This is a genomic window from Aeromonas enterica, from assembly GCF_054052465.1.
Map to the genome: position 1 here is coordinate 63,587 of NZ_JBSTYL010000014.1, position 22,660 is coordinate 86,246.

The 22,660-nt window shown below is 58.7% G+C and carries 23 protein-coding genes; 8 read left to right on the forward strand and 15 right to left on the reverse strand.

The genetic code is table 11. The features are described from left to right. Window positions 1–9: 9 nt before the first annotated feature. Window positions 10–1,428, forward strand: a complete 1,419-nt coding sequence (glnG, locus tag ACW5XD_RS15045; RefSeq protein WP_456495540.1) for a nitrogen regulation protein NR(I) — start codon at window positions 10–12, stop codon at window positions 1,426–1,428. A 141-nt stretch (window positions 1,429–1,569) separates the two neighbouring features. After that, on the forward strand, window positions 1,570–2,571 hold the full coding sequence (gene add, locus ACW5XD_RS15050; RefSeq protein ID WP_456495541.1) for an adenosine deaminase: 1,002 nt from the start codon (window positions 1,570–1,572) through the stop codon (window positions 2,569–2,571). A 76-nt stretch (window positions 2,572–2,647) separates the two neighbouring features. Here the strand turns inward: add and hemN are convergent, their stop codons facing one another. The 4 genes from hemN to ACW5XD_RS15070 all read right to left on the reverse strand — a co-directional run bounded on the left by hemN (window position 2,648) and on the right by ACW5XD_RS15070 (window position 6,523). Next, a complete protein-coding gene (hemN, locus tag ACW5XD_RS15055) occupies window positions 2,648–4,021 on the reverse strand; it encodes an oxygen-independent coproporphyrinogen III oxidase (protein WP_456495542.1) in 1,374 nt (457 codons plus the stop codon). 26 nt (window positions 4,022–4,047) lie between these two features. Further along, entirely contained in the window at window positions 4,048–4,488 is a 441-nt protein-coding gene (locus ACW5XD_RS15060) for a DUF2489 domain-containing protein (protein ID WP_456495577.1), read from the reverse strand. Window positions 4,489–4,499: 11 nt separating this feature from the next. Next, window positions 4,500–5,078: a Der GTPase-activating protein YihI gene (yihI, locus tag ACW5XD_RS15065; RefSeq protein ID WP_042866913.1), complete on the reverse strand. Its 579-nt coding sequence runs from the start codon at window positions 5,076–5,078 to the stop codon at window positions 4,500–4,502. An 827-nt stretch (window positions 5,079–5,905) separates the two neighbouring features. Continuing rightward, complete coding sequence (locus ACW5XD_RS15070; protein WP_456495543.1) at window positions 5,906–6,523, reverse strand: c-type cytochrome; 618 nt, start codon at window positions 6,521–6,523, stop codon at window positions 5,906–5,908. Window positions 6,524–6,665: 142 nt separating this feature from the next. Here ACW5XD_RS15070 and yihA point away from each other — a divergent pair, with 142 nt between their 5' ends. Continuing rightward, window positions 6,666–7,319, forward strand: coding sequence for a ribosome biogenesis GTP-binding protein YihA/YsxC (gene yihA, locus ACW5XD_RS15075; RefSeq protein ID WP_042033919.1), 654 nt, complete (start codon window positions 6,666–6,668; stop codon window positions 7,317–7,319). Between the two features lie 791 nt (window positions 7,320–8,110). Here the strand turns inward: yihA and ACW5XD_RS15080 are convergent. The 9 genes from ACW5XD_RS15080 to ACW5XD_RS15120 form a co-directional block, all read right to left on the reverse strand. After that, window positions 8,111–8,371, reverse strand: a complete 261-nt coding sequence (locus ACW5XD_RS15080; RefSeq protein ID WP_456495544.1) for a DUF1488 domain-containing protein — start codon at window positions 8,369–8,371, stop codon at window positions 8,111–8,113. Further along, window positions 8,368–9,189, reverse strand: coding sequence for a shikimate dehydrogenase (gene aroE, locus ACW5XD_RS15085; RefSeq protein ID WP_456495545.1), 822 nt, complete (start codon window positions 9,187–9,189; stop codon window positions 8,368–8,370). Before aroE ends, ACW5XD_RS15080 begins: the two co-directional genes overlap by 4 nt. 103 nt (window positions 9,190–9,292) lie before the next feature. Further along, complete coding sequence (hemF, locus tag ACW5XD_RS15090) at window positions 9,293–10,201, reverse strand: oxygen-dependent coproporphyrinogen oxidase (protein ID WP_456495546.1); 909 nt, start codon at window positions 10,199–10,201, stop codon at window positions 9,293–9,295. Between the two features lie 112 nt (window positions 10,202–10,313). After that, on the reverse strand, window positions 10,314–10,874 hold the full coding sequence (locus tag ACW5XD_RS15095; protein ID WP_456495547.1) for a Sua5/YciO/YrdC/YwlC family protein: 561 nt from the start codon (window positions 10,872–10,874) through the stop codon (window positions 10,314–10,316). A 138-nt stretch (window positions 10,875–11,012) separates the two neighbouring features. Beyond that, window positions 11,013–11,519, reverse strand: a complete 507-nt coding sequence (gene purE / locus ACW5XD_RS15100) for a 5-(carboxyamino)imidazole ribonucleotide mutase (RefSeq protein WP_456495548.1) — start codon at window positions 11,517–11,519, stop codon at window positions 11,013–11,015. Between the two features lie 74 nt (window positions 11,520–11,593). Beyond that, window positions 11,594–12,151 (reverse strand): topoisomerase DNA-binding C4 zinc finger domain-containing protein, encoded by a 558-nt coding sequence (locus ACW5XD_RS15105; protein WP_456495549.1) that lies wholly within the window; start codon window positions 12,149–12,151, stop codon window positions 11,594–11,596. A 55-nt stretch (window positions 12,152–12,206) separates the two neighbouring features. Continuing rightward, a complete protein-coding gene (locus ACW5XD_RS15110) occupies window positions 12,207–12,680 on the reverse strand; it encodes a DUF494 family protein (RefSeq protein WP_042866897.1) in 474 nt (157 codons plus the stop codon). Beyond that, entirely contained in the window at window positions 12,673–13,788 is a 1,116-nt protein-coding gene (gene dprA / locus ACW5XD_RS15115) for a DNA-processing protein DprA (RefSeq protein WP_456495550.1), read from the reverse strand. Before dprA ends, ACW5XD_RS15110 begins: the two co-directional genes overlap by 8 nt. A 1-nt stretch (window position 13,789) precedes the next feature. Beyond that, window positions 13,790–14,878, reverse strand: a complete 1,089-nt coding sequence (locus ACW5XD_RS15120) for a LysM peptidoglycan-binding domain-containing protein (protein WP_456495551.1) — start codon at window positions 14,876–14,878, stop codon at window positions 13,790–13,792. A 108-nt stretch (window positions 14,879–14,986) separates the two neighbouring features. On the opposite strand from ACW5XD_RS15120, the gene def reads away from it, so the two are divergent. The 5 genes from def (at window position 14,987) to ACW5XD_RS15145 (ending at window position 20,882) form a co-directional block, all read left to right on the forward strand. Continuing rightward, window positions 14,987–15,499: a peptide deformylase gene (gene def, locus ACW5XD_RS15125; RefSeq protein ID WP_042866891.1), complete on the forward strand. Its 513-nt coding sequence runs from the start codon at window positions 14,987–14,989 to the stop codon at window positions 15,497–15,499. A 12-nt stretch (window positions 15,500–15,511) separates the two neighbouring features. After that, window positions 15,512–16,456, forward strand: coding sequence for a methionyl-tRNA formyltransferase (gene fmt, locus ACW5XD_RS15130; protein ID WP_456495552.1), 945 nt, complete (start codon window positions 15,512–15,514; stop codon window positions 16,454–16,456). Window positions 16,457–16,516: 60 nt separating this feature from the next. Further along, window positions 16,517–17,809 carry a 16S rRNA (cytosine(967)-C(5))-methyltransferase RsmB gene (gene rsmB / locus ACW5XD_RS15135; RefSeq protein WP_456495553.1) on the forward strand — a complete coding sequence of 431 codons (1,293 nt, stop codon included), beginning with the start codon at window positions 16,517–16,519 and terminating at the stop codon, window positions 17,807–17,809. 133 nt (window positions 17,810–17,942) lie between these two features. Beyond that, window positions 17,943–19,343 (forward strand): Trk system potassium transporter TrkA, encoded by a 1,401-nt coding sequence (gene trkA, locus ACW5XD_RS15140; RefSeq protein ID WP_456495578.1) that lies wholly within the window; start codon window positions 17,943–17,945, stop codon window positions 19,341–19,343. A gap of 96 nt (window positions 19,344–19,439) precedes the next feature. After that, window positions 19,440–20,882 (forward strand): TrkH family potassium uptake protein, encoded by a 1,443-nt coding sequence (locus ACW5XD_RS15145; protein WP_456495554.1) that lies wholly within the window; start codon window positions 19,440–19,442, stop codon window positions 20,880–20,882. A 129-nt stretch (window positions 20,883–21,011) separates the two neighbouring features. Here the strand turns inward: ACW5XD_RS15145 and rmuC are convergent, their stop codons facing one another. Then, window positions 21,012–22,352, reverse strand: coding sequence for a DNA recombination protein RmuC (rmuC, locus tag ACW5XD_RS15150; protein ID WP_456495555.1), 1,341 nt, complete (start codon window positions 22,350–22,352; stop codon window positions 21,012–21,014). Beyond that, window positions 22,349–22,564: a hypothetical protein gene (locus ACW5XD_RS15155; protein WP_456495556.1), complete on the reverse strand. Its 216-nt coding sequence runs from the start codon at window positions 22,562–22,564 to the stop codon at window positions 22,349–22,351. The genes rmuC and ACW5XD_RS15155 overlap by 4 nt, the downstream gene beginning before the upstream one ends. Window positions 22,565–22,660 lie beyond the last annotated feature (96 nt).

Consider the following 22,660-nt stretch of genomic DNA (forward strand, 5'->3'; position numbering starts at 1 on the left):
GGGAACGTCATGACAGCAAAAGTGTGGATCGTCGATGACGACAGTTCTATCCGCTGGGTGCTTGAACGCACCCTCGGCAGCGAAGGCTTCGAGTGCGAAAGCTTTGCTGACGGTGAGGCCCTGCTTAGCTCGCTCGAGATGCGCTCGCCGGACGTAATCCTCTCAGATATCCGCATGCCCGGGATAGACGGCCTCAGCCTGCTGGAGCAGATCCACCGCCGCCAGGCCGATCTGCCTATCATCATCATGACCGCCCACTCGGATCTGGACAGCGCGGTCAACGCCTACCAGCGCGGTGCCTTCGAATACCTGCCCAAGCCGTTCGACATTGACGAGGCAGTGACCCTGGTGCGCCGCGCCGAGAATCACCTGAAAGAGCAGCGCACCAAGCGCAAGTCTCGTCAGCAAGAAGCCACCGCCACACCCGAGATCATCGGTGAGGCGCCAGCGATGCAGGAGGTATTCCGCGCCATAGGCCGGCTGTCACGCTCCAGCATCTCTGTGCTGATCAACGGCCAGAGCGGTACCGGCAAGGAGCTGGTCGCCCATGCGCTGCACAAGCACAGCCCCCGCGCCCACAAAAACTTCATCGCCCTCAACATGGCAGCCATCCCGAAAGACCTTATCGAATCGGAACTGTTCGGCCATGAGAAAGGGGCCTTCACCGGTGCCAACAACATCCGTCACGGCCGCTTCGAGCAGGCCGACGGTGGCACTCTGTTTCTCGACGAGATAGGAGACATGCCGCTCGACGTGCAAACCCGGCTATTGCGAGTGTTGGCCGACGGTCAGTTCTACCGGGTCGGTGGCCATCAACCGGTGCAGGTGGATGTGCGGATCATCGCTGCCACCCACCAGAATCTGGAGAAGCGGGTCGCCGACGGCGAATTCCGGGAAGATCTGTTCCACCGCCTCAACGTCATCCGCATCCACATTCCCGCCCTCAAGGAGCGCCGCGAGGACATACCCCAGCTGGCTCAGCACTTTCTGCTGCGTGCCGCCAAGGAGCTGAACGTGGAGGCCAAGAGCCTGCACCCGGACACCCAGGCCTACATCAGCCGCCTGCCCTGGCCGGGCAACGTGCGCCAGCTGGAGAACGTCTGCCGCTGGCTGACCGTGATGGCCTCTGGCCAGGAAGTGCTGGTCGGGGATCTGCCCGCCGAGTTGCTGACCCCCATCACCAGCACGGCCGAGCCGGGCCAGCCGGCCCTGTCCGGCGGATGGCAGCAGCAGTTGCAGGATTGGGTCGCCGCTAAGCTGGCGCTGGGGGAGACCGATATCCTGGCCGATGCCCTGCCCCAGTTCGAGCGGATCATGCTGGAGACGGCACTGGATCACACCCACGGCCACAAACAGGAGGCCGCCCGCCTGCTCGGCTGGGGTCGCAACACCCTGACTCGCAAGCTGAAGGAACTCGACCTCTCCTGAGTCCTCTGGAAAAACGATTCCCATCACGCCTTGGCAAATCGCTGACCAATAAGACCCCGTTTGATTTCAAACGGGGTATCTTTTTTGAGAGCCCTGCCTAGAATGACAGGCTTTCAAACCCGACTCGAAGAAGGCGTCACCATGATTGACAGATCTCTCCCCCTGACCGACCTGCACCGCCATCTGGACGGCAACATTCGTCCGCAGACCATCCTCGAGCTGGGACGTCAGCACAATATCCAGCTGCCAGCCTTTGAGCTGGAGGCACTGCGCCCCCACGTGCAGATCGTCGAGAATGAGCCGAGTCTGGTCGCCTTCCTGAAGAAACTGGACTGGGGCGTGGCCGTGCTGGCCGATTACGACGCCTGCCGCCGGGTCGCCTACGAGAACGTGGAAGATCTGCTGCACGCAGGTATCGATTATGCCGAACTGCGCTTCAGCCCGGCCTACATGGCGATGGCGCACAAGCTGCACCCACAGGGCGTGGTGGAAGCCATCATCGACGGCGTGGCCGCCGGCAGCCGCGACTTCGGCATCAAGGCCAACCTGATCGGCATCATGAGCCGCACCTTCGGCACCGAGCAGTGTAATCAGGAGCTGGCAGCCTGTCTGGCCCATCGTGACAAGCTGGTCGCCATCGATCTGGCCGGTGACGAGCTGGGCTTCCCGGGCGAGCTCTTTGTCGACCACTTCCGCAAGGTACGCAATGCGGGCATGCGCGTCACAGTGCACGCAGGCGAAGCCGCCGGCCCCGAGAGCATGTGGCAAGCCATCCGCGATCTGGGCGCCGAGCGTATCGGCCACGGCGTCAAGGCGATCCAGGATCCCCGTCTGATGGCCTATCTGGCGGAGCACCGCATCGGCATCGAATCCTGCCTCACCTCCAACCTCCAGACCACCACGGTGGCAAGTCTGACCGAGCACCCGATCCGCCAGTTCCTGGCCGCCGGCGTGCTGGCCTGCCTCAACACGGACGATCCGGCGGTGGAAGGCATAGATCTGCCCCACGAATATGAAGTGGCCGCCCCGGCCGCCGGTATGACGGCGAGCGAGATCCGCACCGCCCAGCAAAACGGCCTGACCCTGGCCTTCCTGAGCGATGGCGAGAAAGCTGAACTGAGCGCCCGCGCCGCCAGCCGCTGAGCCCTGAACCATTTGCTTACCTCATAAAAAAACCGCCGAGAGGCGGTTTTTTTATCTTCAGCGCCGAGCTGCCGGTTCAGATCACCCGGGAGAACTGCTGCTGGCGCGCCTTGTTGCGCAGGTAGACATCGAAACACATGCAGATGTTGCGAATAAGCAGCTGGCCGGTGGAGACCACCTCCAGACCATCATCGCTCATGCGCACCAGACCGTCGTCGACAAAGGTCTGCAACAGCTTGAGATCATCGGCGAAGTACTCCTTGAAGACCAGACCATGAGCCTGCTCGACGGCGGCGAAGTTCAGACTGAAGTCGCAGATGAGACGCTTGATCACCTCGCGGCGGATCAGATCGTCCTGATTGAGGGAGCACCCCTTCCACTGGGCATGACCCAGTGCTTCTACCTGGGCGTAATAGGTCTTGAGCTCTTTCTGGTTCTGGGAGTAGGCGTCGCCGATCATGCTGATGGAGGAAACCCCCAGCCCCAGCAGATCACAATCCCCCTGGGTGGTATAGCCCTGGAAGTTGCGGTGCAGCTTGCCTTCACGCTGCGCCACTGCCAGCTCGTCATCGGGCTTGGCGAAGTGATCCATGCCGATGAACTGGTAACCCTGACCGGTGAGAAAGGCGATGGTGTCCTGCAGCATGGCCAGCTTCTCCCGGGGGGCAGGCATGTCTTCCTCTTTCAGCTTGTGCTGGGCGGCGAAACGGCTCGGCAGATGGGCATAGTTGAAGATGGAGAGACGGGCCGGATCCGTCTTGAGCACTTCTTCCAGAGTGTGGTGGAAGCTGTCACGATTCTGGTGCGGCAAGCCGTAGATGAGATCCAGGTTGGTGGAGCGAAAGCCCAGTTCGCGAGCACGCTCCAGCATGGCGCGGATGAAGTCGTTATCCTGCTCGCGATTGACCGCGACCTGCACTGCCTTGTTGAAGTCCTGCACGCCGAGGCTGATGCGGTTGAACCCCACTTCACGCAGCACATCCAGCATGGTGAGCTCAATCTCCCGCGGATCCACTTCGATGCTGATCTCGCCTTCGTCCGCGAACTGGAAGTGCTCGCGCAATATGGCCATCAGGCGGCGAGTCTGGGCTTCGTCAAGATAGGTGGGCGTGCCACCGCCCCAGTGCAACTGGGTCACCAGCCGGTGTTTGAACAGGGGAGCCTGGGCCTTGATCTCCTGCTCGAGATAGTCGAGGTACTGATCGGCCTTGTGCTGATGACGAGTGATCACCTTGTTGCAGCCGCAGTAGTAGCAGAGCTTGTGACAGAAAGGGATGTGCACGTAGAGAGACAGGTTGCGCGCCGGATACTGGCCTGCGGCGTGAACGAAGTCCGGATAGCCGAAGTGCTCGTTGAACTCCAGCGCAGTGGGATAGGAGGTGTAGCGCGGGCCGCTGTAGTTATATTTTTCGATCAGGGCCTGATCCCACACAATCTGTTCTGCTTGCACGCTTGCTTCCTCTTTTTGTTATCGGCTCACCGGCTTAACTGAAAATCCTTCAGTTGGGCCACATCCTTGAGGATCTGCGCCTCCAGCTCGGCCTCATAGCCACTGCGTTCGAGATCCATCTTCATCACTTCATTGCGCTTGAGGGCCCGTCTCGCCTCATGAGTCGGCATCTCTTTCACCTTCTCATAGAGACTGTACAAACCCGGAAATTCGCTGGCAAAGGCCCGACCGCCCTGGATCTGCAAGGCATCCAGCAAATTGGTCAGCCGGATGGCGCCTTCGGAGTAGTCACACTGACCGTCCCGCACCGCATGGGCAATCACCCGCACGCTGTCGAGGATACGCTCATTGCGGGCCGCAACGGCCTGCATCTGCATATCACGCTGGCGCTTGAGACGGGCCAGCAGGGTACCGGCATACACGGCCAGCCCCAGCAAAATCAGGCCGCCCAACAGGGCGGCCAGCATCCATCCACTCATCACTTTTTCTTCGGCTCAGGCTTGGGCTCTGGCTGATAGTCAACCTGGGTGAAGCGGTCCCACAGCTCCTCTTCGGAGGCGGGCTGGCTCGGCTCGTCATAGCCGGCATCGTCGAAGGAACCATCGTCGTCTTCGTCATCATCGTTGTCTATGATGCCAAGCTCATCCATCAGCTCCTGATAGCGATCGACACGCTGGTCAACCCAGGTCTGCTCGGCGGCTTCCAGGGTCTCGCCGGCATCGAGGCGATCCAGCAGATCGTTCAGGCGATCATCATTCTCGATAGCGGCCAGCTCCTGCTCAGGCGTCATCACCAGCTTCTTCTCTTTTACCGGCTTGGGCGCAACCGGCTTGCCGCTCTTCTCTTCCACGATCAGCGCGATGGGCTTGCGGGAGCCGATACGCGGATCCTTGGCCTGCTTGCCATTCTTGTTGCTGGACTGTTCTGCCTGCTGGCGGGAGCCCGCCTTCAAGCCCTTACGCTTGGCGGCGCGTTTGCGCTCACGGCCTTCCAGGGCACTGGCATCTGATTCTTTGCGCTTGCCGGTAGGCTTGCGATTGGGTTGTTTAGCCGACATGAATGACTGACTCCGACAAATAACTGGATTGAAGCCGCACCCGGGATGAGACCATCCGGGGAGGATACTGACACGGGGGACAGTGGATCAGAAACAAGAGCGGGATCCTGCACCAACCCGACCATTTCTGGCCTCTGAACACCGCAGGATCGGTATCCTCTGGGCATGTTGCTGGTATTTTGACACAGAATGGCTAATCGGGTTAATGACCCAAAAGAAAAAAGGCAGCCGAAGCTGCCTCGATATGTTTATGCGAGTCCCATCCCTGGCTGCAAATCACCCTGTCCGTGGTGATACCTCTGCGCATCATATCTTTGTATATGGTCGTCCTGACCTTAATGGTCGTTCCTGAATGTGCGTGTGCTTGCTTGACCCATGGAGACGGCCTCCGGCCATCACTCTGGGGTGGTTGCATCCCGCAGCCCCGCTCTTCCTGAGCAGTCACCATCCTGGTATTTCAATCCTTTGCCTGTCACTTGCGTGGTCCTGTGGCATCCCGCCGTCTCGACATCCTGTCTTCACAACATCCCGGTCGTGAATTGCCCCATGGGCTACTCCATGCATCCACTGTATCAACTTAATAAAACGACTCAATCCACCAAGAACGTTTTCAAACGGAGATAAATTGCTTATTACCATTTAACATATTGAAATTAATGAATTACTAAACACTATTTGAAAAAAGTTTAAGCCCTGGCCAGGCCAATGAATGGGGGATCTCTTACAACAATGCGAGAAAAAATTGGCCAAATGGAGTTAAAGGCCAAAAAGAAACGAGGAGCCGGTGGCTCCTCGTTAATAGCAATGGGGTACATCATCATGCGCTATCAGTGCAAACCGGCCACGTATTTGGACAATGCTTCTATATCCTGATCGGTTAGCTTCTTGGCAACGTCCCGCATCATACCATTGGGGTCGTTATCACGGGCAGCCGCACGAAATGCGGTGAGCTGAGCCTTGATATAAGCAGGATGTTGGCCGGACAGGCTCGGATATTTGGCCTGCTCGACACCCGAGCCCCGCGGACCATGACAAGCGGTACAAGCAGCCAGACCACGGCTCATGTCACCACCCATATAGAGCGCTTTACCCGCTGCTACAGCGTCATCAGGCACCGCAATCGGTGTTACCTTCTGGCTGGAGAAGTAGGCAGCAAGGTCTTCCATGTCCTGGTCGGACAAGGGGAGAGCCATTGGCCCCATGATGGGCGCAACCCGACCAATTTGGCCAGAAGCTGCAGCCTTCAGTTCAACTAACTGCTTTTTGATATATGATGCGTGCTGACCAGCAATCTTGGGATACATATCGACAAGGCTGTTTCCGTCCGGTCCATGACAAGCCGCACACACGGCAGCCTTGGATTGTCCCGCAGCGGCATCGCCCTTGGCTTGTGCCATCCCCGTTACGCCAACCATCAGAGCAAGAGTAATGACTAGGTTCTTCATGGCGTTCCAACTTCTCGTTATTAGGCTTCCAGATCCCATGCCGCTGAAGGCATGTTAAAATAAACGCGTTTAAGCGACGCCATTTTACACGATTTCACAAAAAAGTAACTCTATAACCCTCTATCTCTATGGGGAATTTACGTTGGATACACAAACTCTGAATTTCAATAAGGTGCATTTTGTGACCAGCGCACCCGACATCCGCCACCTGCCAAATGATGGGGGTGTCGAGATTGCGTTTGCCGGCCGTTCCAATGCCGGTAAGTCATCTGCATTGAACACCTTAACCAAGCACAAGAACCTGGCTCGTACCAGTAAGACCCCGGGCCGCACCCAGCTGATCAACCTGTTTGAACTGGAACCTGGCAAGCGTCTTGTCGATCTGCCGGGCTATGGTTATGCACAAGTACCGCTGGAAATGAAGCTCAAGTGGCAAAAGTCACTGGCAGAATACCTGCAGCGTCGTGAGTCATTGAAAGGCCTGGTGATCCTGATGGACATCCGTCACCCGCTCAAAGATACCGACATGAACATGCTGGAGTGGAGCTCCCACCGTGAACTGCCGGTCATGTTGCTGCTGACCAAGGCGGACAAGCTGAGCCCGGGTCCCCGCAACAATCAAGTCATCAAGGTTCGTCAGGCCATTGCCGACCTGGGCCCGCAGATCCAGGTAGAAGCCTTCTCCTCCCTCAACAATATCGGGGTGGAAAAACTGGCCCAGACCCTGTCTGGCTGGTATCTGGCCGGGGCAGACGAAATCGCCGAAGGTGATGAGCAAGAGCAGATCGAGGAATAATGCATTCCTCCATCATATTGCTATCCTCTTCTTGCAATTGGCGGAGTTGACCCTCCGCTGATTGAAAGACTTTCAGTTTGATGACGTCCCGCCAACCCTCGATACCCGCCTATACCTTTCCTCAAGAAAATTTGATAAAAGCCTTTTTTAACAATGAGATGAAAAGTTAATTACCATTATTAATTAACTTTTCATCTCAATGGCAACGTTTTCAGATTTCTGCCATCAAATAGAAGGCGCATCACTGAATAAGTACAAAAATGAAATTTTATTACATGCAAATAGAAGGAAGGGATAAAAATGAGGCCGGTACCACTTGTGCAGTATCGGCCTGAAACAATCAGTTCAAAAATTGGGAAGAAGCTAAATCTTGAGAACAAAGACGACTGATATTCCTCAAGAAGCTCCTTCATTCTAACAAATATCTGGCAACATTAAAGCATTTACTCTAAATGCTGCACATAAAAAAACACCCCGACGAATACTCATCGGGGCTGCTATTCAGCCACATTCAATTACGTGAAATAAAAGGTCTGAAAGATAGAACATCTTACCTCTGTACCCTACGTTGCTAACTGTATAGCAAAGCAGCATAAAGTGAAAGTAATTTATGTAATTTAGTTTCACTAAAAATGAATTACATAAAATACTTTATTTTTCATATAGATAAAAAAATCCCCAGTACGAATACCGGGGAGTTATAAAGGTGACTAGCTAGCACTTCCTCAACTATCTAGTTAGTCAGCGGCATTCCACACAAGTTCCGCTGCTTTGAGAAAAAACTAAAAAATTTAGAGGTAGATGGCACCATCTTCTGCAAACCCTTGTTCTTCAATGAGTTTCTCAGCCATATCTTCGATGTCGAAGCGCACACTCTCGAAGGCACGCAGTATGTCCTCCTCCCTGATGAGGGAGAGACCAGTCATCTTTTCCAGACGCCGGCGACTGATGTAACAATCGACCAGAGCCCCTCTCTGCTGGGCCGGGAAATGGATCCGCTGTTCGTGCGGTTGCCAGTCCGCCAGCTCGGGAAACAGTATGCCTTGGTTCATAGGGTCCCCAGATTTCGTTTCAGTTCTCTCAATACCTGTTTAGTCCCTGGCCGGATTCCGCGCCACACGGTAAAGGCCTCTGCCGCCTGTTCGACCAGCATGCCCAGCCCATCCATGATTTGGCAGGCCCCCTGTTGTCTGGCCCAGCCGATGAAGGGGGTATCCGAGGCACCATACATCATGTCGTAGATGGCAATATCGGCGTGGATCAGCGTCGGAGGGAGCGGCAGCAACTCCCCCTGCAAACTGGCGGAGGTGGAGTTGATGACGAGATCGAACACCCCCTCCAGCAGCTCATAGCGCTGGGCCGTGACAACCCCCAGATCATGAAACTCGGCCGCCAGTTGCTCCGCCTTGGCGTGAGTGCGGTTGGCAATCACCAGCTCGGCCGGATGTTCGGCCAGCAAGGGCGCCAGGGCGCCACGGGCGGCGCCCCCAGCGCCCAGCAGCAGGATCCGGCTGCCCGCCAGGGTCACGCCGTGGGCCTTGAGATCCGCCACCAGACCGGCACCATCGGTATTGTCCCCCAGCAGTACGCCGTCGTCGGTCAGCTTGATGGTATTGACGGCACCCGCCCGTTTGGCCCTTGGGCTCAACCTGTCGACCAGCGCGAATGCCTGCTCCTTGAAAGGAACGGTAACATTGCACCCCTTGCCCCCTTGCGCAAAGAAGGCGCGCAGGGTCGTGGCAAAATCGTCGATGGCGGGTTCGGCCAGACCATATTCCATCTCTTGTTGGGTCTGCCTGGCAAACAGGGTGTGGATAAAAGGGGATTTGCTGTGGCGCACCGGGTGGCCAAAAACCAGATAACGATCCATCAAGGAGTTCCATCAGAGGGCAATATTCCGATTTAACGGGTTTTCGCACTCAGGAACAAGCCGAATATCGGCCAGTAAAAAGGGGCCATCATGCCCCCTCGGGTCACAGCCACTCTCGCGGCGTGAGGTAATCGGTGTAGAGCAAGGCCTCAGGGCTGCCCGCTTCCGGCTGCCAGTCATACTCCCAGCGGGCCAGCGGTGGCATCGACATCAGGATCGACTCGGTACGTCCGCCGGTCTGCAACCCGAACAGGGTACCCCGGTCATACACTAGATTGAACTCCACGTAACGACCGCGACGATAGAGCTGGAACTCCCGCTCCCGCTCGCCATAGGCCAGTGCCTTGCGTCGTTCGATGATCGGCAGGTAGGCATCGAGATAACCCCGACCTACCGCCTGCATGAAGGCGAAGCAGTCAGCAAAAGGCCAGCGATTCAGATCGTCGAAGAAGAGGCCGCCCACCCCCCGTGTCTCGTTGCGATGCTTGAGGAAGAAGTAGCGATCGCACCAGGATTTGAACTCGGGGTAGATCTCATCACCAAACGGCTGGCATAGATCACGGGAGACCTGATGCCAGTGCTGGACATCCTCAGAAAACGGGTAGAAAGGAGTCAAATCGAAGCCACCGCCAAACCACCAGATCGGCTCTTCGCCTTCCTTCTCGGCAATGAAGAAGCGGACGTTGGCATGGCTGGTCGGCACATAGGGGTTGTGCGGATGGATCACCAGCGACACACCCATAGCCTCGAACTTGCGACCGGCCAACTCGGGGCGATGGGCCGTAGCAGAGGCAGGCATGGCATCGCCATAGACATGGGAGAAGTTGACGCCTCCCTGCTCGATCACCGCGCCATGGCGCAGCACGCGGGTGCGACCGCCGCCACCGCCTTCACGACTCCAGGCATCTTCCACAAAGTGTCCACTGCCGTCGGCCTGCTCCAGGCCACGGCAGATCTCGTCCTGCAACTGCAACAGGAAGGCCTTGACCTCGGCCACGTCCGGTTTGCTCATCTTGTCTCCAGTCAGGCAGGATCGTGAACGCCCTGTCCATTTTTATAGTTGAATCAATCCGGTGAGCTCACCGCTCAGCGGATTGATGGCAAATCATGACGTATCCACCCGCTCAGGAGGGGCGAATGATGGCGCCGGTTCTGGCGTCCTTGATCTCGGAAGGATTGGCCTGGCCCCCAACTTCGCCGGGCAGGAGATAGGCCAGCTGGCCTGCCAGCGCCTCGCCGATATCAGCTACCCGACGGGCAGGCTGCTCACCGGTCAGGTTGGCACTGGTGGAGACCAGTGGCTTGCCGAAGGCCCGGCACAGAGCCTGCACCTGAGGATGAGCCGTCACCCGCACAGCCAGGGTGTCAAACTGCCCTGTCAGCCAAGTTGGCGTCGTAGAACGGGCAGGCATGATCCAGGTGAAAGGGCCGGGCCAGCTGACCTCTACTCGGGCCAACTGCTCGGCGCTGAGTTGGCTCACATCAATATATTCCTGCAACTGCGCCAGATCGGCGGCAATCAGGATCAAGCCCTTTTCCACCGGACGCTGCTTGATGGCCAGCAGACGCTGCACCGCCAATTCTGAGTCGGGATCACAACCCAGGCCAAACACGGCCTCGGTGGCATAGGCGATCACTCCTTCACTGTGGAGGGCTGCAATCGCTTGTTCAAATTCATTGGGCATAGAAAAAATGCGGCAGCCCGGCTGCCGCCTCATCACCGATGGTAAGTTGAGCCTGCGGGGCAACAACCGCCTGTTCAGATTCATTTTCTCTGGAACGCAGAAAAATACGACCTGTCAGACCGGCTGCTGCCTCATTACTTATTTGAGCAGTTGAGCCTGCAAGGCGGCATCCTTGGCCATCACCTCTTCGGCATTCTTCTGGCGTTCGGCACGAACCTTGGCCGCCAAGTCATCATTTCCGACCGCCAGCATCTGAGCAGCCAGATAGCCCGCATTCTTGGCACCGGCCTTGCCGATCGCCACAGTTGCCACCGGCACGCCACCTGGCATCTGCACGGTAGAGAGCAGCGCATCCAGTCCTTTGAGCGGGCCTCCATCAATGGGCACCCCGATCACGGGACGGGTGGTGATACCTGCAACGGCACCCGCCAAGTGAGCCGCCAGACCGGCAGCACAGATAAAGACCTTGCAGCCACGGGCCTCGGCATCGGTCACATACTGATGAGTCGCAGCCGGGGTACGGTGCGCAGAGGTAACCTTGACTTCCACTGTGATATCAAACGTCTTGAGGACTTCAAGGGTGGATTGCATCACGGGAAAATCAGAATCAGAGCCCATCAATACGGCAACAAAGGGTTTATTCATGGTGGGAATTTCCTTACTCCAAGTGGGGGGTTGAAGTTCGCCGAAAACGTTTCAATTTGGTTACGGCGGCGGGATTATACCCGCTCACTTTGATGGCCGCATTTCTTTTGCGGGCAGATCCACCTCAGATTCCCCCTCACTTTCTTCTCCACCATGATGCCCCAGCCACATTCGGGACAAGGCATGGGGATCGGCTTGTCGTTAACCACATATTTACAATGGGGATACCCATCGCAGGAGTAAAACTGCTTGCCGTAGCGGGACGTGCGACTCACCAGATGACCCTTGCCACACTCGGGACAGAGGATCTGGGTATCGTCGCTTTCCTGCAGGGATTCGATGTGCTGGCAGGCAGGGTATTGGGTACAACCCACAAACAGACCGTAACGCCCCTTCTTGATCGCCAGCGGCTGGCCGCAAACCGGGCAAGTCGAGCCCTCGAGCACTTTCTCGATGTCGCGGCCGGATGGCGTCAGGGAACGGATATAGTCACAGGTGGGATAGGCTGAGCAGCCCAGGAAGGGGCCATGCTTGCCCTGTCGGATCACCAGTTCGGCGCCACACTGCGGGCACGGCTCTCGCTCGAACGCCTGTTCGTGGGTAGAAAAGAGATGATGATCGATTTTCGACATGGGCCGCGCCTTGAAATCCAGATGGCCTGAATTCTACCAGCGCGGCACCGGACTGTCAGTGAATGACGCCGTCTGACTCATCAAACACCAGCTCTTCCATCTGCTGATAGGCATTTTCACTGCCCGGTACGTTGAACAGCACCATCATGACGACCCACTTCAAATCATCCAGCTCGATATCCGGCTTGTCCAGCTCGAGCAGGCGCTCGATGCAGATCTCGCGGGTTTCGGCATTCAGTACTTGAGCCTGTTCCAGGAAAAGCAGGAAACCACGGCATTCGGTGCTGAGGCGAGCCAGCTCTTGCGGGGCATAGATACGCATCGAGCCTTGCGCGCTGGCGGTGACGTACACCTCCCGCTCGCTATCGTGCAGGTTGGCCAGTCGCTCCAGCCAGTTGAGTGCCTTCTCGATCTCGTCTTTATCGAAACCGGCCCGGCTCAGTTCGTCGGTGAGTTCATCCTGCTCGACCATTACATCTGCATCACTGTGGATGTAGGTCTCGAAAAGGTACATCAATACATCAAACATGATTCGCCCTCCTCGCTCTGACGTATCCACCGGCTACCGCCATCACTGCACCGGAAAGCTCCAGCTCTACCAACCTGCCCAATACCACTTCGACAGGAAGTTGGGCCCGTTCGGCGACGGTATCCACGCTCGTGGTCTCATAATCTACGTTATCCAACAAATCGGCATAAGGCAATTCGCTATTATGCCGTTGCTCAGGCAATCCAGCCGGTTTCCGTGCCAGGCTGACCAATCCGGGAAGCTCTTCCACTATATCGGCCGCGCTCAATACAAGTTTGGCCCCCTGCTGGATTAATTTATTGCAGCCCAGCGCCTGCGCATTCTGCGGCGCACCAGGAACGGCAAAGACCTCGCGCCCCTGCTCCAGCGCGTAGCGGGTCGTGATGAGTGAGCCACTCTGTTCGGCCGCCTCCACCACCAGTGTCCCTAGCGCCAGTCCGCTGATGATGCGATTGCGACGAGGGAAATGTTCAGCCAGCGGCCCCTTGTCCGGTGCCAGTTCAGAGATGAGTACGCCCGCGTTCTCCATGATCTGGCCAGCCAGCCCCTGATGACGCTTGGGGTAGAGACAGTCTAGGCCGGAGCCCAGTACGGCGAGTGTGACACCACCGGTCACCAGCGCCTGCTGATGACAGACGCCATCGATACCGAGCGCGAGTCCGGAGGTGATCGCCAGACCGCACGCCACCAATTCCGCACACAGGCGGGCTGCGTTGTCCTTGCCGGCATAGGTGGGGTGACGCGTACCGACCATCGCCAGCTGTGGAACAGACAAGGCGGCAAGATTGCCACGACAGTAGAGCAGCAAGGGGGCGGCGGGGATCTCCTTCAACAGGTCAGGATAGGCGGGATCATCGGGGCAGATCAGGTGATTGCCAGGCTCGGTGGCCCAGCGCAACCCCTGCTCAACCGAAGGCAGTGGCCATCTGAGCTGCCGGATCTGGGCCGAGTGCAGACCAAGCGCCCGCAAACGGCCATCATCACACTCAAACAGAGCGGCAATATCGCCACCGACGTGGGCAAGCAGGCGGGCGGCAGTGACTGGGCCGATACCGGTGACGGCATCCAGCGTCAGCCACAGCGAAACCCGCCCGAGTGGAGGTGGCACGTTAGAAGTTACTGACCTGATAGCCGGCGCTGACCATGTCCTGGCTCTGCAGGATGAGACCGTAGCTCAGCTTGTCATATACTTTGAACAACATGACCCGTGCCACCGCCTCCGAGGGCAAGGGGGGCTTGCCGGCCGAATAAAAAGCCTTGTTGTAGACCGAGGAGTACTCCTTGTACGATACCTTGCCATTCTTGCTCACCAGCTGGGCACCAGGGCGCCGGATCTCCAGCACATCGCCGGGGGCAACCTGATCCCGCAGCCCCTTGTTGATGAGCACGACATCAAACTTGCCGCCACCGCGGGCCTTGCTCGGCAGATCGACGATGTAACCCGGTGAAATAACGGGTGCAGCCTTCGGGGTGAATACAGCAGAAAGAGCTTCCTGTGGCGGAAAAGGCATCAGCCTGTCCCCCTGATACACCTCTCGCTGGTTGTGACTGAGGGTAACTCGGGTGCGATCATCCGGCAGTTGCTCCTCGGCTCTGGCCGTGCCGACAAGGACCGCTTCCTGCCCCAACAACTCACCGGTTTGCTTGTCCTTGTAAACGGCACCAGGATGATAGATGCCGTAGTCTTGGCCTGGCGTCAACGACCCCTGCACATAGAGGGTATCCCCTTCCAGCATACCAATATGAGCCTCGTCATTGCCGAGCACATAAGGCAGCTTTTTCGCTTGTTGGTTGTCGGCCAGAATGTGGTCGGTTTGCAGGAAAGGGCCTATTTCGCTGAGTGGCAGCGTCGGTATTGGATTGGCCTTGCTTTCGTAGCGACTCTTGGGCGAGAGGTGAACCACCGGCTTGCCCCTCTGCGTCGCTTTACCGAGTCGAGGCTCGCCGTTGACCCAGCTCAGATGCAACTCGTCACCGGGATAGATCCAGTGCGGATTGGCGATCTGGGGATTGATGTTCCACAGACGGGGCCAAAGCCAGGGCTCTGCCAGATACTTGCCTGAAATATCCCAAAGGGTGTCGCCTTTTTGCACGACATAACGCTCGGGATAACCCGCTTTCAATCTCAGCTGATCGGCCAAGACACCCTGGCTCAGAGTGGCCAGCAGGCAGGCGAGGATGGTTTGCTTCAGATACATAACACTCCCTGTTACTTCTGCGCGCAAAGTGTTGCTGTTTTTTGTCGGCGTAAATGACTAGAATTACGCCAATATTGACTGCATTTATACGAAACTAAAGAAAAAACTATGGCCATTCTAGATGTATTGCGTTTTCCCGATGAACGTCTGCGCACTGTCGCAGCCCCTGTCGAGACCTTTACACCCGAGTTACAACACATTGTAGATGATATGTTCGAAACCATGTACGCGGAGGAAGGCATCGGCCTTGCCGCCACTCAGGTCGACATTCATCAGCGCATCATAGTGATCGATGTCTCTGAAAACCGTGAAGATCCTCTGGTATTGATCAACCCCGAGATCCTGGAGCAATCCGGCAGCACCGGCATTGAAGAGGGTTGCCTCTCCGTACCCGAGCACCGCGCTCTGGTGCCACGCGCCGAGTGGGTCAAGGTGCGAGCACTGGATCGCAACGGCAAGCCATTCGAGCTGGAAACAGACGACCTGCTCGCCATCTGCATACAGCATGAGATGGATCATCTGGTCGGCAAGCTGTTTGTGGACTACTTGTCCCCGCTCAAGCGCCAGCGCATTCGCCAGAAGCTGGAAAAGATGGCCCGTGAAGATCGCAAAATCCTCTGAGGATCTGCCCCATTGAATAAGCTGAAACTGATTTTTGCCGGTACTCCCGACTTCGCCGCCCGTCACCTGGCGGCGTTGTTGTCTTCCGACCACGAGGTCGTTGCCGTTTACACCCAGCCCGACAAACCGGCCGGCCGTGGCCAGAAGCTCACCGCCAGCCCGGTCAAGGAACTGGCCCTTGCCCATGATCTACCTGTTTACCAGCCTGCCTCTCTGCGTAATGAAGAGGCACAGGCCGAACTGGCTGCCCTTGACGCCGACCTGATGGTGGTGGTCGCCTACGGTCTGATCCTGCCCAAGGCGGTGCTCGATACTCCGCGTCTGGGCTGCATCAACGTCCACGGCTCCCTGCTGCCGCGCTGGCGCGGTGCCGCACCGATCCAGCGTGCCATCTGGGCGGGTGATGCCGAAACCGGCGTGACCATAATGCAGATGGACGTAGGCCTGGATACCGGCGCAATGATCCGCAAGGTGGGCTGCCCTATCGCCGCCGACGAGACCTCCACCAGCCTGTATGACAAGCTGGCCGAGCTGGGCCCGCAGGCACTGGTCGAGACCCTCGATGCCATGGCCGCAGGCGAAGCCAGGGCCGAGCAGCAGGACGATGCGCTGGCCAACTATGCCCAGAAGCTCTCCAAAGAGGAAGCGCGTATCGACTGGTCGATGGACGCAGCAGCCATCGAGCGCTGCATCCGCTCGTTCAACCCCTGGCCCATCAGCTGGTTCGAGGTGGCCGGGCAAACCATCAAGGTGTGGCAAGCCGAGGTGGTGGATAGTGACCATGGCCAACCCGCCGGTACCCTGCTCAAAGCCGACAAGCAGGGGATCGATATCGCCACCGGCAAAGGGGTACTGCGCCTGCTGACCCTGCAACCGCCCGGCAAGAAGGCAATGTCCGTCTCGGATCTGCTCAACTCTCGCCGCGACTGGTTTGAACCCGGCACGCAATTGAATTGAACTGGATTGAATTGACACAAGCGGGGCCCAGGCCCCGACTTGCGCATCTAAGGTAACTCTATGAAAACACGTGCACAGGCCGCTCTCGTTATTCAACAGGTGCTGGATCAGGGTCAATCCCTCTCCGCTGTTCTGCCTGCTGCCCAGGAGAAGGTGGCGCCTCGCGATCGCGCCCTCCTGCAAGAACTCTGCTACGGCACCCTGCGCTGGCTGCCCCGCCTCGATGCGGCGGTCAACGAGATGATGGACAAGCCGCTCAAGAACAAGAGCCGCATCTTCCACTATCTGATCCTGGTCGGTCTCTATCAGCTCATCTACACCCGCATTCCGGCCCACGCCGCCGTGGCCGAGACAGTCAACGCAGTCAAGCTGCTCAAGGGCACCTCATTGCGCGGCCTCATCAATGGCGTGCTGCGCAACTTCCAGCGCAGCGCCGAAGTCATCTTGCTGCGCATCGACCGCGTCCCCAGCATTCGCCTCGGCCACCCGGAGTGGCTCACCAAGCGCCTGCGCCAGGCCTATCCCGAAGATTGGGAATTCATCATGGAGGCCAACAACCAGCGCCCGCCCATGTGGATCCGCAACAACAGCCAGCGCCAGAGCCGCGATACCATGCTGGCCCGCATGGCCGAAGTCGGCATCAATGCCGTGGCCGGTGAAGAGGGCGAGGATTGCATCCTGCTGGAGCGCCCCTGTGACGTGACCAAGCTGCCCGGCTTCGAGGTCGGTGACTGCTCGGTACAGGATGGTGCAGCCCAACAGGCGGCCGCCTTGCTCGACCCGCAACCGGGCGAGTGGGTGCTGGATGCCTGTGCCGCCCCCGGCGGCAAGACGGCTCACCTGCTGGAGCGTCAACCCAAGCTGGCCGGCGTGGTGGCTGTCGATGCCGACGAGAACCGCCTCAAGCGGGTGCAGGAGAACCTGGACCGCATCGGACTCACCGCCCAAGTGATCCACGGCGATGCCGCCGCACCGGAACAGTGGTGGCCGGAGGGGCAGTTCGATCGCATCCTGCTGGATGCGCCCTGCTCCGCCACCGGCGTGATCCGCCGTCACCCCGACATCAAGTGGCTGCGTCGGGATCAGGACATCCGTGAACTGGCCGAGCTGCAGCGCCGTATTCTGATCGCTCTCTGGTCGAAACTGAAAAGCGGCGGTACTCTGCTCTACGCCACCTGTTCAGTGCTGCCGGAAGAGAACCGCGAGCAGATCCGCGCCTTCCTTGCGGCAACAAAAGATGCCAAATTGGTGCCGCTGCATGAACAGGACACCCCGGATTGCCCAGGTCGCCAATTCCTGCCGGGCGAAGCCGAGATGGATGGCTTCTACTACGCCAAGCTGATCAAGCGGTAAGCAGAGCAATGGCCATGAAGATGACGGGTGCTGCTTGACGGCACCCATTACTGCCCAACATCGAGCAAGTTTTCCCTATGAGAATCATCATGTTGATGACTGACCCTGACCAAATTGGCAGCCGTTGCAACGCATCCTCGTTCCCTGTGGGGTCCCTATGAAGATCATCATTCTGGGCGCTGGCCAGGTCGGTGGCACCCTGGCCGAGAACCTGGCTGGCGAGAACAACGACATCACCATCGTCGATACCGACAGCGATCGTCTGCGGGAGCTGCAGGACAAGTTCGACCTGCGGGTGGTGAACGGCCACGGCGCCCACCCCAAGGTGCTGCGTGAAGCAGGCGCCCAGGATGCAGACATGCTGGTCGCGGTCACCAACAGTGACGAAACCAACATGATCGCCTGCCAGGTGGCCTACTCCCTGTTCAACACCCCCAACAAGGTGGCGCGCATTCGCTCGCCGGCCTATCTGGTAGAACGGGATCGCCTGTTCCTGCCGGAATCCGTGCCGGTGGATCACCTGATCGCCCCCGAGCAGCTGGTGACCGACTATGTGCGCCGCTTGATCGAGTATCCAGGCGCACTGCAGGTGGTGGACTTTGCCGGTGGCAAGGTGGGCCTGGTGGCGGTCAAGGCCTACTACGGTGGCCCGCTGGTGGGCAACGCTCTCTCCACCCTGCGCGATCACATGCCCAACATAGAGACCCGGGTAGCCGCCATCTTCCGCCAGGGCCGCTCCATCCGTCCGCAAGGCACCACCATCATAGAGGCGGACGACGAGGTGTTCTTCGTCGCCGCCGCCGGTCATATCCGGGCCGTGATGTCGGAACTGCAGCGGCTCGAGAGCCCCTATCGTCGCATCATGATCGTTGGCGGCGGCAACATAGGCGCCGGTCTCGCCCGTCAGCTGGAGAAGCGCTACAGCGTCAAGCTGATCGAACGCAACCAGAAGCGAGCGGAACAGCTGTCGGAGCTGCTGGAAAACACCATCGTTTTCTGCGGCGATGCGGCGGATCAGGAACTGCTGGCCGAGGAGCACATCGATCAGATCGACGTCTTCATTGCGGTGACCAACGAGGATGAGGCCAACATCATGTCGGCCCTGCTCGCCAAGAAAATGGGCGCCAAGAAGACCATGGTGCTGATCCAGCGCAGCGCCTACGTGGATCTGGTGCAGGGTGGTTCCATCGATATCGCCATCTCACCACAGCAGGCCACCATCTCGGCCCTGCTGACCCATGTGCGCCGGGCCGATATCGCCAACGTCTACAGCCTGCGCCGCGGTGCGGCCGAAGCCATTGAGGCCATCGCCCACGGTGACGAGAACACCTCCAAGGTGGTGGGCAAGACGGTGGGCGAGCTCAAGCTGCCGCCCGGTACCACCATAGGCGCCATCGTACGCGGTGACGAGGTGCTGATCGCTCACGATCGCACTCAAATCCAACAGGATGACCACGTGGTGATGTTCCTGGTGGACAAGAAGTACATACCGGAAGTGGAACGGCTGTTCCAGCCAAGCCCCTTCTTCCTGTAACCTGCCCATGCACCCAGGCAACGCAAACCAGACCCGGCACAGCCTCCCAAAGGGATTGTCCGGGTTTTTTGTCAATCAACGACCAGGTTATCCAGCATGATCAAGCTGCGTCCCATCATCTTCACTCTCGGGCTGGTACTCTCAAAGCTGGCTCTCTTCATGTGGCTCCCCACCCTGCTGGCGCTACTCACCGGCTCCGAGGGCTTCGTCGAGTTTCTCAAATCTGTGCTGATCACCCATGGTGCCGCCCTGCTCTGTCTCCACTACGGTCGCAAGGCGGTGTTCCACCTCGGTGTCCGTGAAATGTTCCTGCTCACCACCTCGGTCTGGGTGGTGGCCTGTATTTTCGGAGCCCTGCCCTTTTTCTTCATCAACCACATCGGCTTCACCGACGCCTACTTCGAGACCATGTCCGGGGTCACCACCACGGGTTCCACCGTGCTGTCAGGGCTCGACAGCATGGCTCACAGCATCCTGCTGTGGCGCTCCATTCTGCAGTGGCTGGGGGGAGTGGGCTTCATCGTGATGGCGGTGGCTGTGCTGCCCTACCTCAACGTGGGCGGCATGAAGCTGTTCCAGACCGAAAGCTCGGATTGGTCGGACAAGAGCGCACCGCGCGCCAAGACGGTGGCCAACAACATAGTGGTGGTCTATCTGGTGCTCTCCATGCTCTGCTTCCTCGCCTACTGGGTGAGTGGCATGACGCTGTTTGAGGCGGTCAACCATGCCATGACCACCCTCAGTACCGGAGGATATTCCACCTCGGATCAATCCATGTCCCACTTCTCCAACTCGGCGCACTGGATAGGGACTCTCTTTATGTTCCTCGGCGGTCTGCCCTTCCTGCTCTACGTACAGAGCCTGAGCCGCCGCGACAACAGCCTGCTCAAGGATGCCCAGGTGCAGGGTTTCTTCTGGCTGGTGATCTGGGTCACTGTCGTCGTCACCTTCTATCTCTGGGTGAGAGACATCTACGGCTTCATGGATGCCCTGCGCATCAGCAGCTTCAACATCGTCTCGGTGCTCACCACCACAGGCTACGGTCTCGGAGACTTCGGCACCTGGGGGCCGCTCACCAGCATCCTCTTCATCATCTTGCTGGCACTGGGCGCCTGCTCCGGCTCCACTGCCGGCGGTCTCAAGATCTTCCGGGTACAGGTGGCGTTCGCCCTGTTCAAGAAGCAGATGCGCCAGCTGATGCACCCTTCCGCCGTCTTCCCGCAGAAGTACAACGGTCGCCCGGTCAACGACGCCATCATCCGCTCCATGATCTCGTTCGTGCTGGCCTACTTCGCCGTCATACTGCTGATCGCCGCCCTGCTCGCAGCCATCGGGCTGGATCCGCTGACCGCCATCTCGGGCTCCATCACGGCGGTGGCCAACGTGGGCCCGGGCATGGGCCCCATCATAGGACCCAGCACCAACTTCGCCACTCTGCCGGATTCAGCCAAGTGGATACTGTCGTTCGGCATGCTGCTGGGGCGACTCGAGATCCTGACCGTGGCCGTGATTTTCTTCCCCTCCTTCTGGAAGCAATAAACGATCGTGACTGCAACCGGCAAGCCGGTGGATTCGCAGGAACGAATAGCGAAGTGTATCCGGACGCGAAAATGAAGAAGGGCAGCCAATGGCTGCCCTTCTTCTCTCATGAGGTGTGTACGAACCACCTCACTCGGCGGACTCCTCCCGCTCCAGCGCGCGGTTGACCAGTGGCTCGGGCAGGGTCTTGGTCACCTCCACCCCCAGCTCGCGAAAGCGTTCGGCCTGGGCGATCAGGTTGCCACGACCATTGACCAGCCGCCCCATCGCTTTGTCGTAGCTCTCCTGCGCCTTGTGCAGGCTGCCCCCCATCTGCTGCATCTCCTCCACGAACAGCCGCAGCTTCTCGTAGAGACGGCCGGCCCGCTCGGCGATCTGGCGGGCGTTCTGGTTCTGCCGCTCGTAGCGCCACAGGTTCTCGATGGTGCGCAGCGCCACCATCAGGTTGGTGGGGCTCACCAGCAGTATGTTGTTGTCGAGCCCGTAGCGCACCAGGGAGGGATCGGCCTCTACCGCGGTGAGGAAGGCAGGCTCCACCGCCACGAACATCAGCACGTAGTCCAGAGTGCGCACGCCGGGCAGTTGCTGGTAATCCTTGCGGCCCAGCTCGCGGATATGGTTGCGTACCGAGGCGACGTGTTCCTTGAGCGCCACCGCCTTCTCCAGCGCATCATCGGCGTTGTACCAGCGCTCGTAGGCGGTCAGCGACACCTTGGCGTCTATGATGATGTCTTTTTCCTGGGGCAGGTGGACGATCACATCGGGCTGGTAGCGCTTGCCCTTGTCCACCTCGATATTGACCTGGGTATGGTACTCGTGGCCCTCGCGCAGACCGCATTCGCTCAAGATGCGGGCCAGCACCACCTCGCCCCAGTTGCCCTGCTGTTTGCTGTCCCCCTTGAGGGCGCGGGTCAGGGCCGCCGCCTCTTCGGTCATGCGGGCATTGAGCTCGGCCAGACGCTCCAGCTCGAACTTGAGGCTGTGGCGCTGGGCCGTCTCCTGGGCATGGGTCTCTCCCACTTGACGACGAAACCCTTCCAGCTGCTCTTTGAGCGGCGTCAGCAGCAGATCCAGGCTGTTCTGGTTCAGCTCACGAAAGTTGCCCGAGTTTTGTTCGAAGATGCGGTTGGCGAGGTTTTCAAACTGCTGGCTGAGACGCAGCTCGGCGTCCCGCTGAAGTTGCAGCTTCTCGGCAGCGGCCAGCCGCTCGCTGCGCAGGGTGGCTTCGGCATCCTTGAGGCGGGCGGTGAGCTTGATCAGCAGGGTCTGCTGTTGATCCAGCTTCTGCTGGCCCTGCATCCGCTCGTCCTGCAGTTCATCGAAGCGATCCTGCAGCGCCTGATGACGCTCCTGTACCAGCAGCAGCTCCCGCGCCTGCGCAGTGGCCACCCGGCGCCCCGCCAGCCAGCCAATCCCGAGGAGCAGCACAGCGGCGGGCAGCAGCAGGGTCCAGAGCCCGGGCTCGATCATTTGCGGCTCCGCTGACGCAGGAAAAGCTCCAGGTAGCGGTTGAGCAACAGCCAGATCACTACATAGAGGAGGTAGGCTGCCAGCACCACCCACTTGTGACTGTTAACCCCGGTATCGAGCTCGGCGAATTCGATCCCCTTGATGCGACAGTAGGCCCACATCAACAAGGGGAAGATATACAACAGAGACGCACGCCACAGAAATAACCACATGAGTTCATTCAATCCCGCAAAAAGACCCGCCTAGCTTACACAAGGGCAACCCGGCTTGCGATCCTGGCCGGCGCTATTCTCTGGCTTGCCAACGGA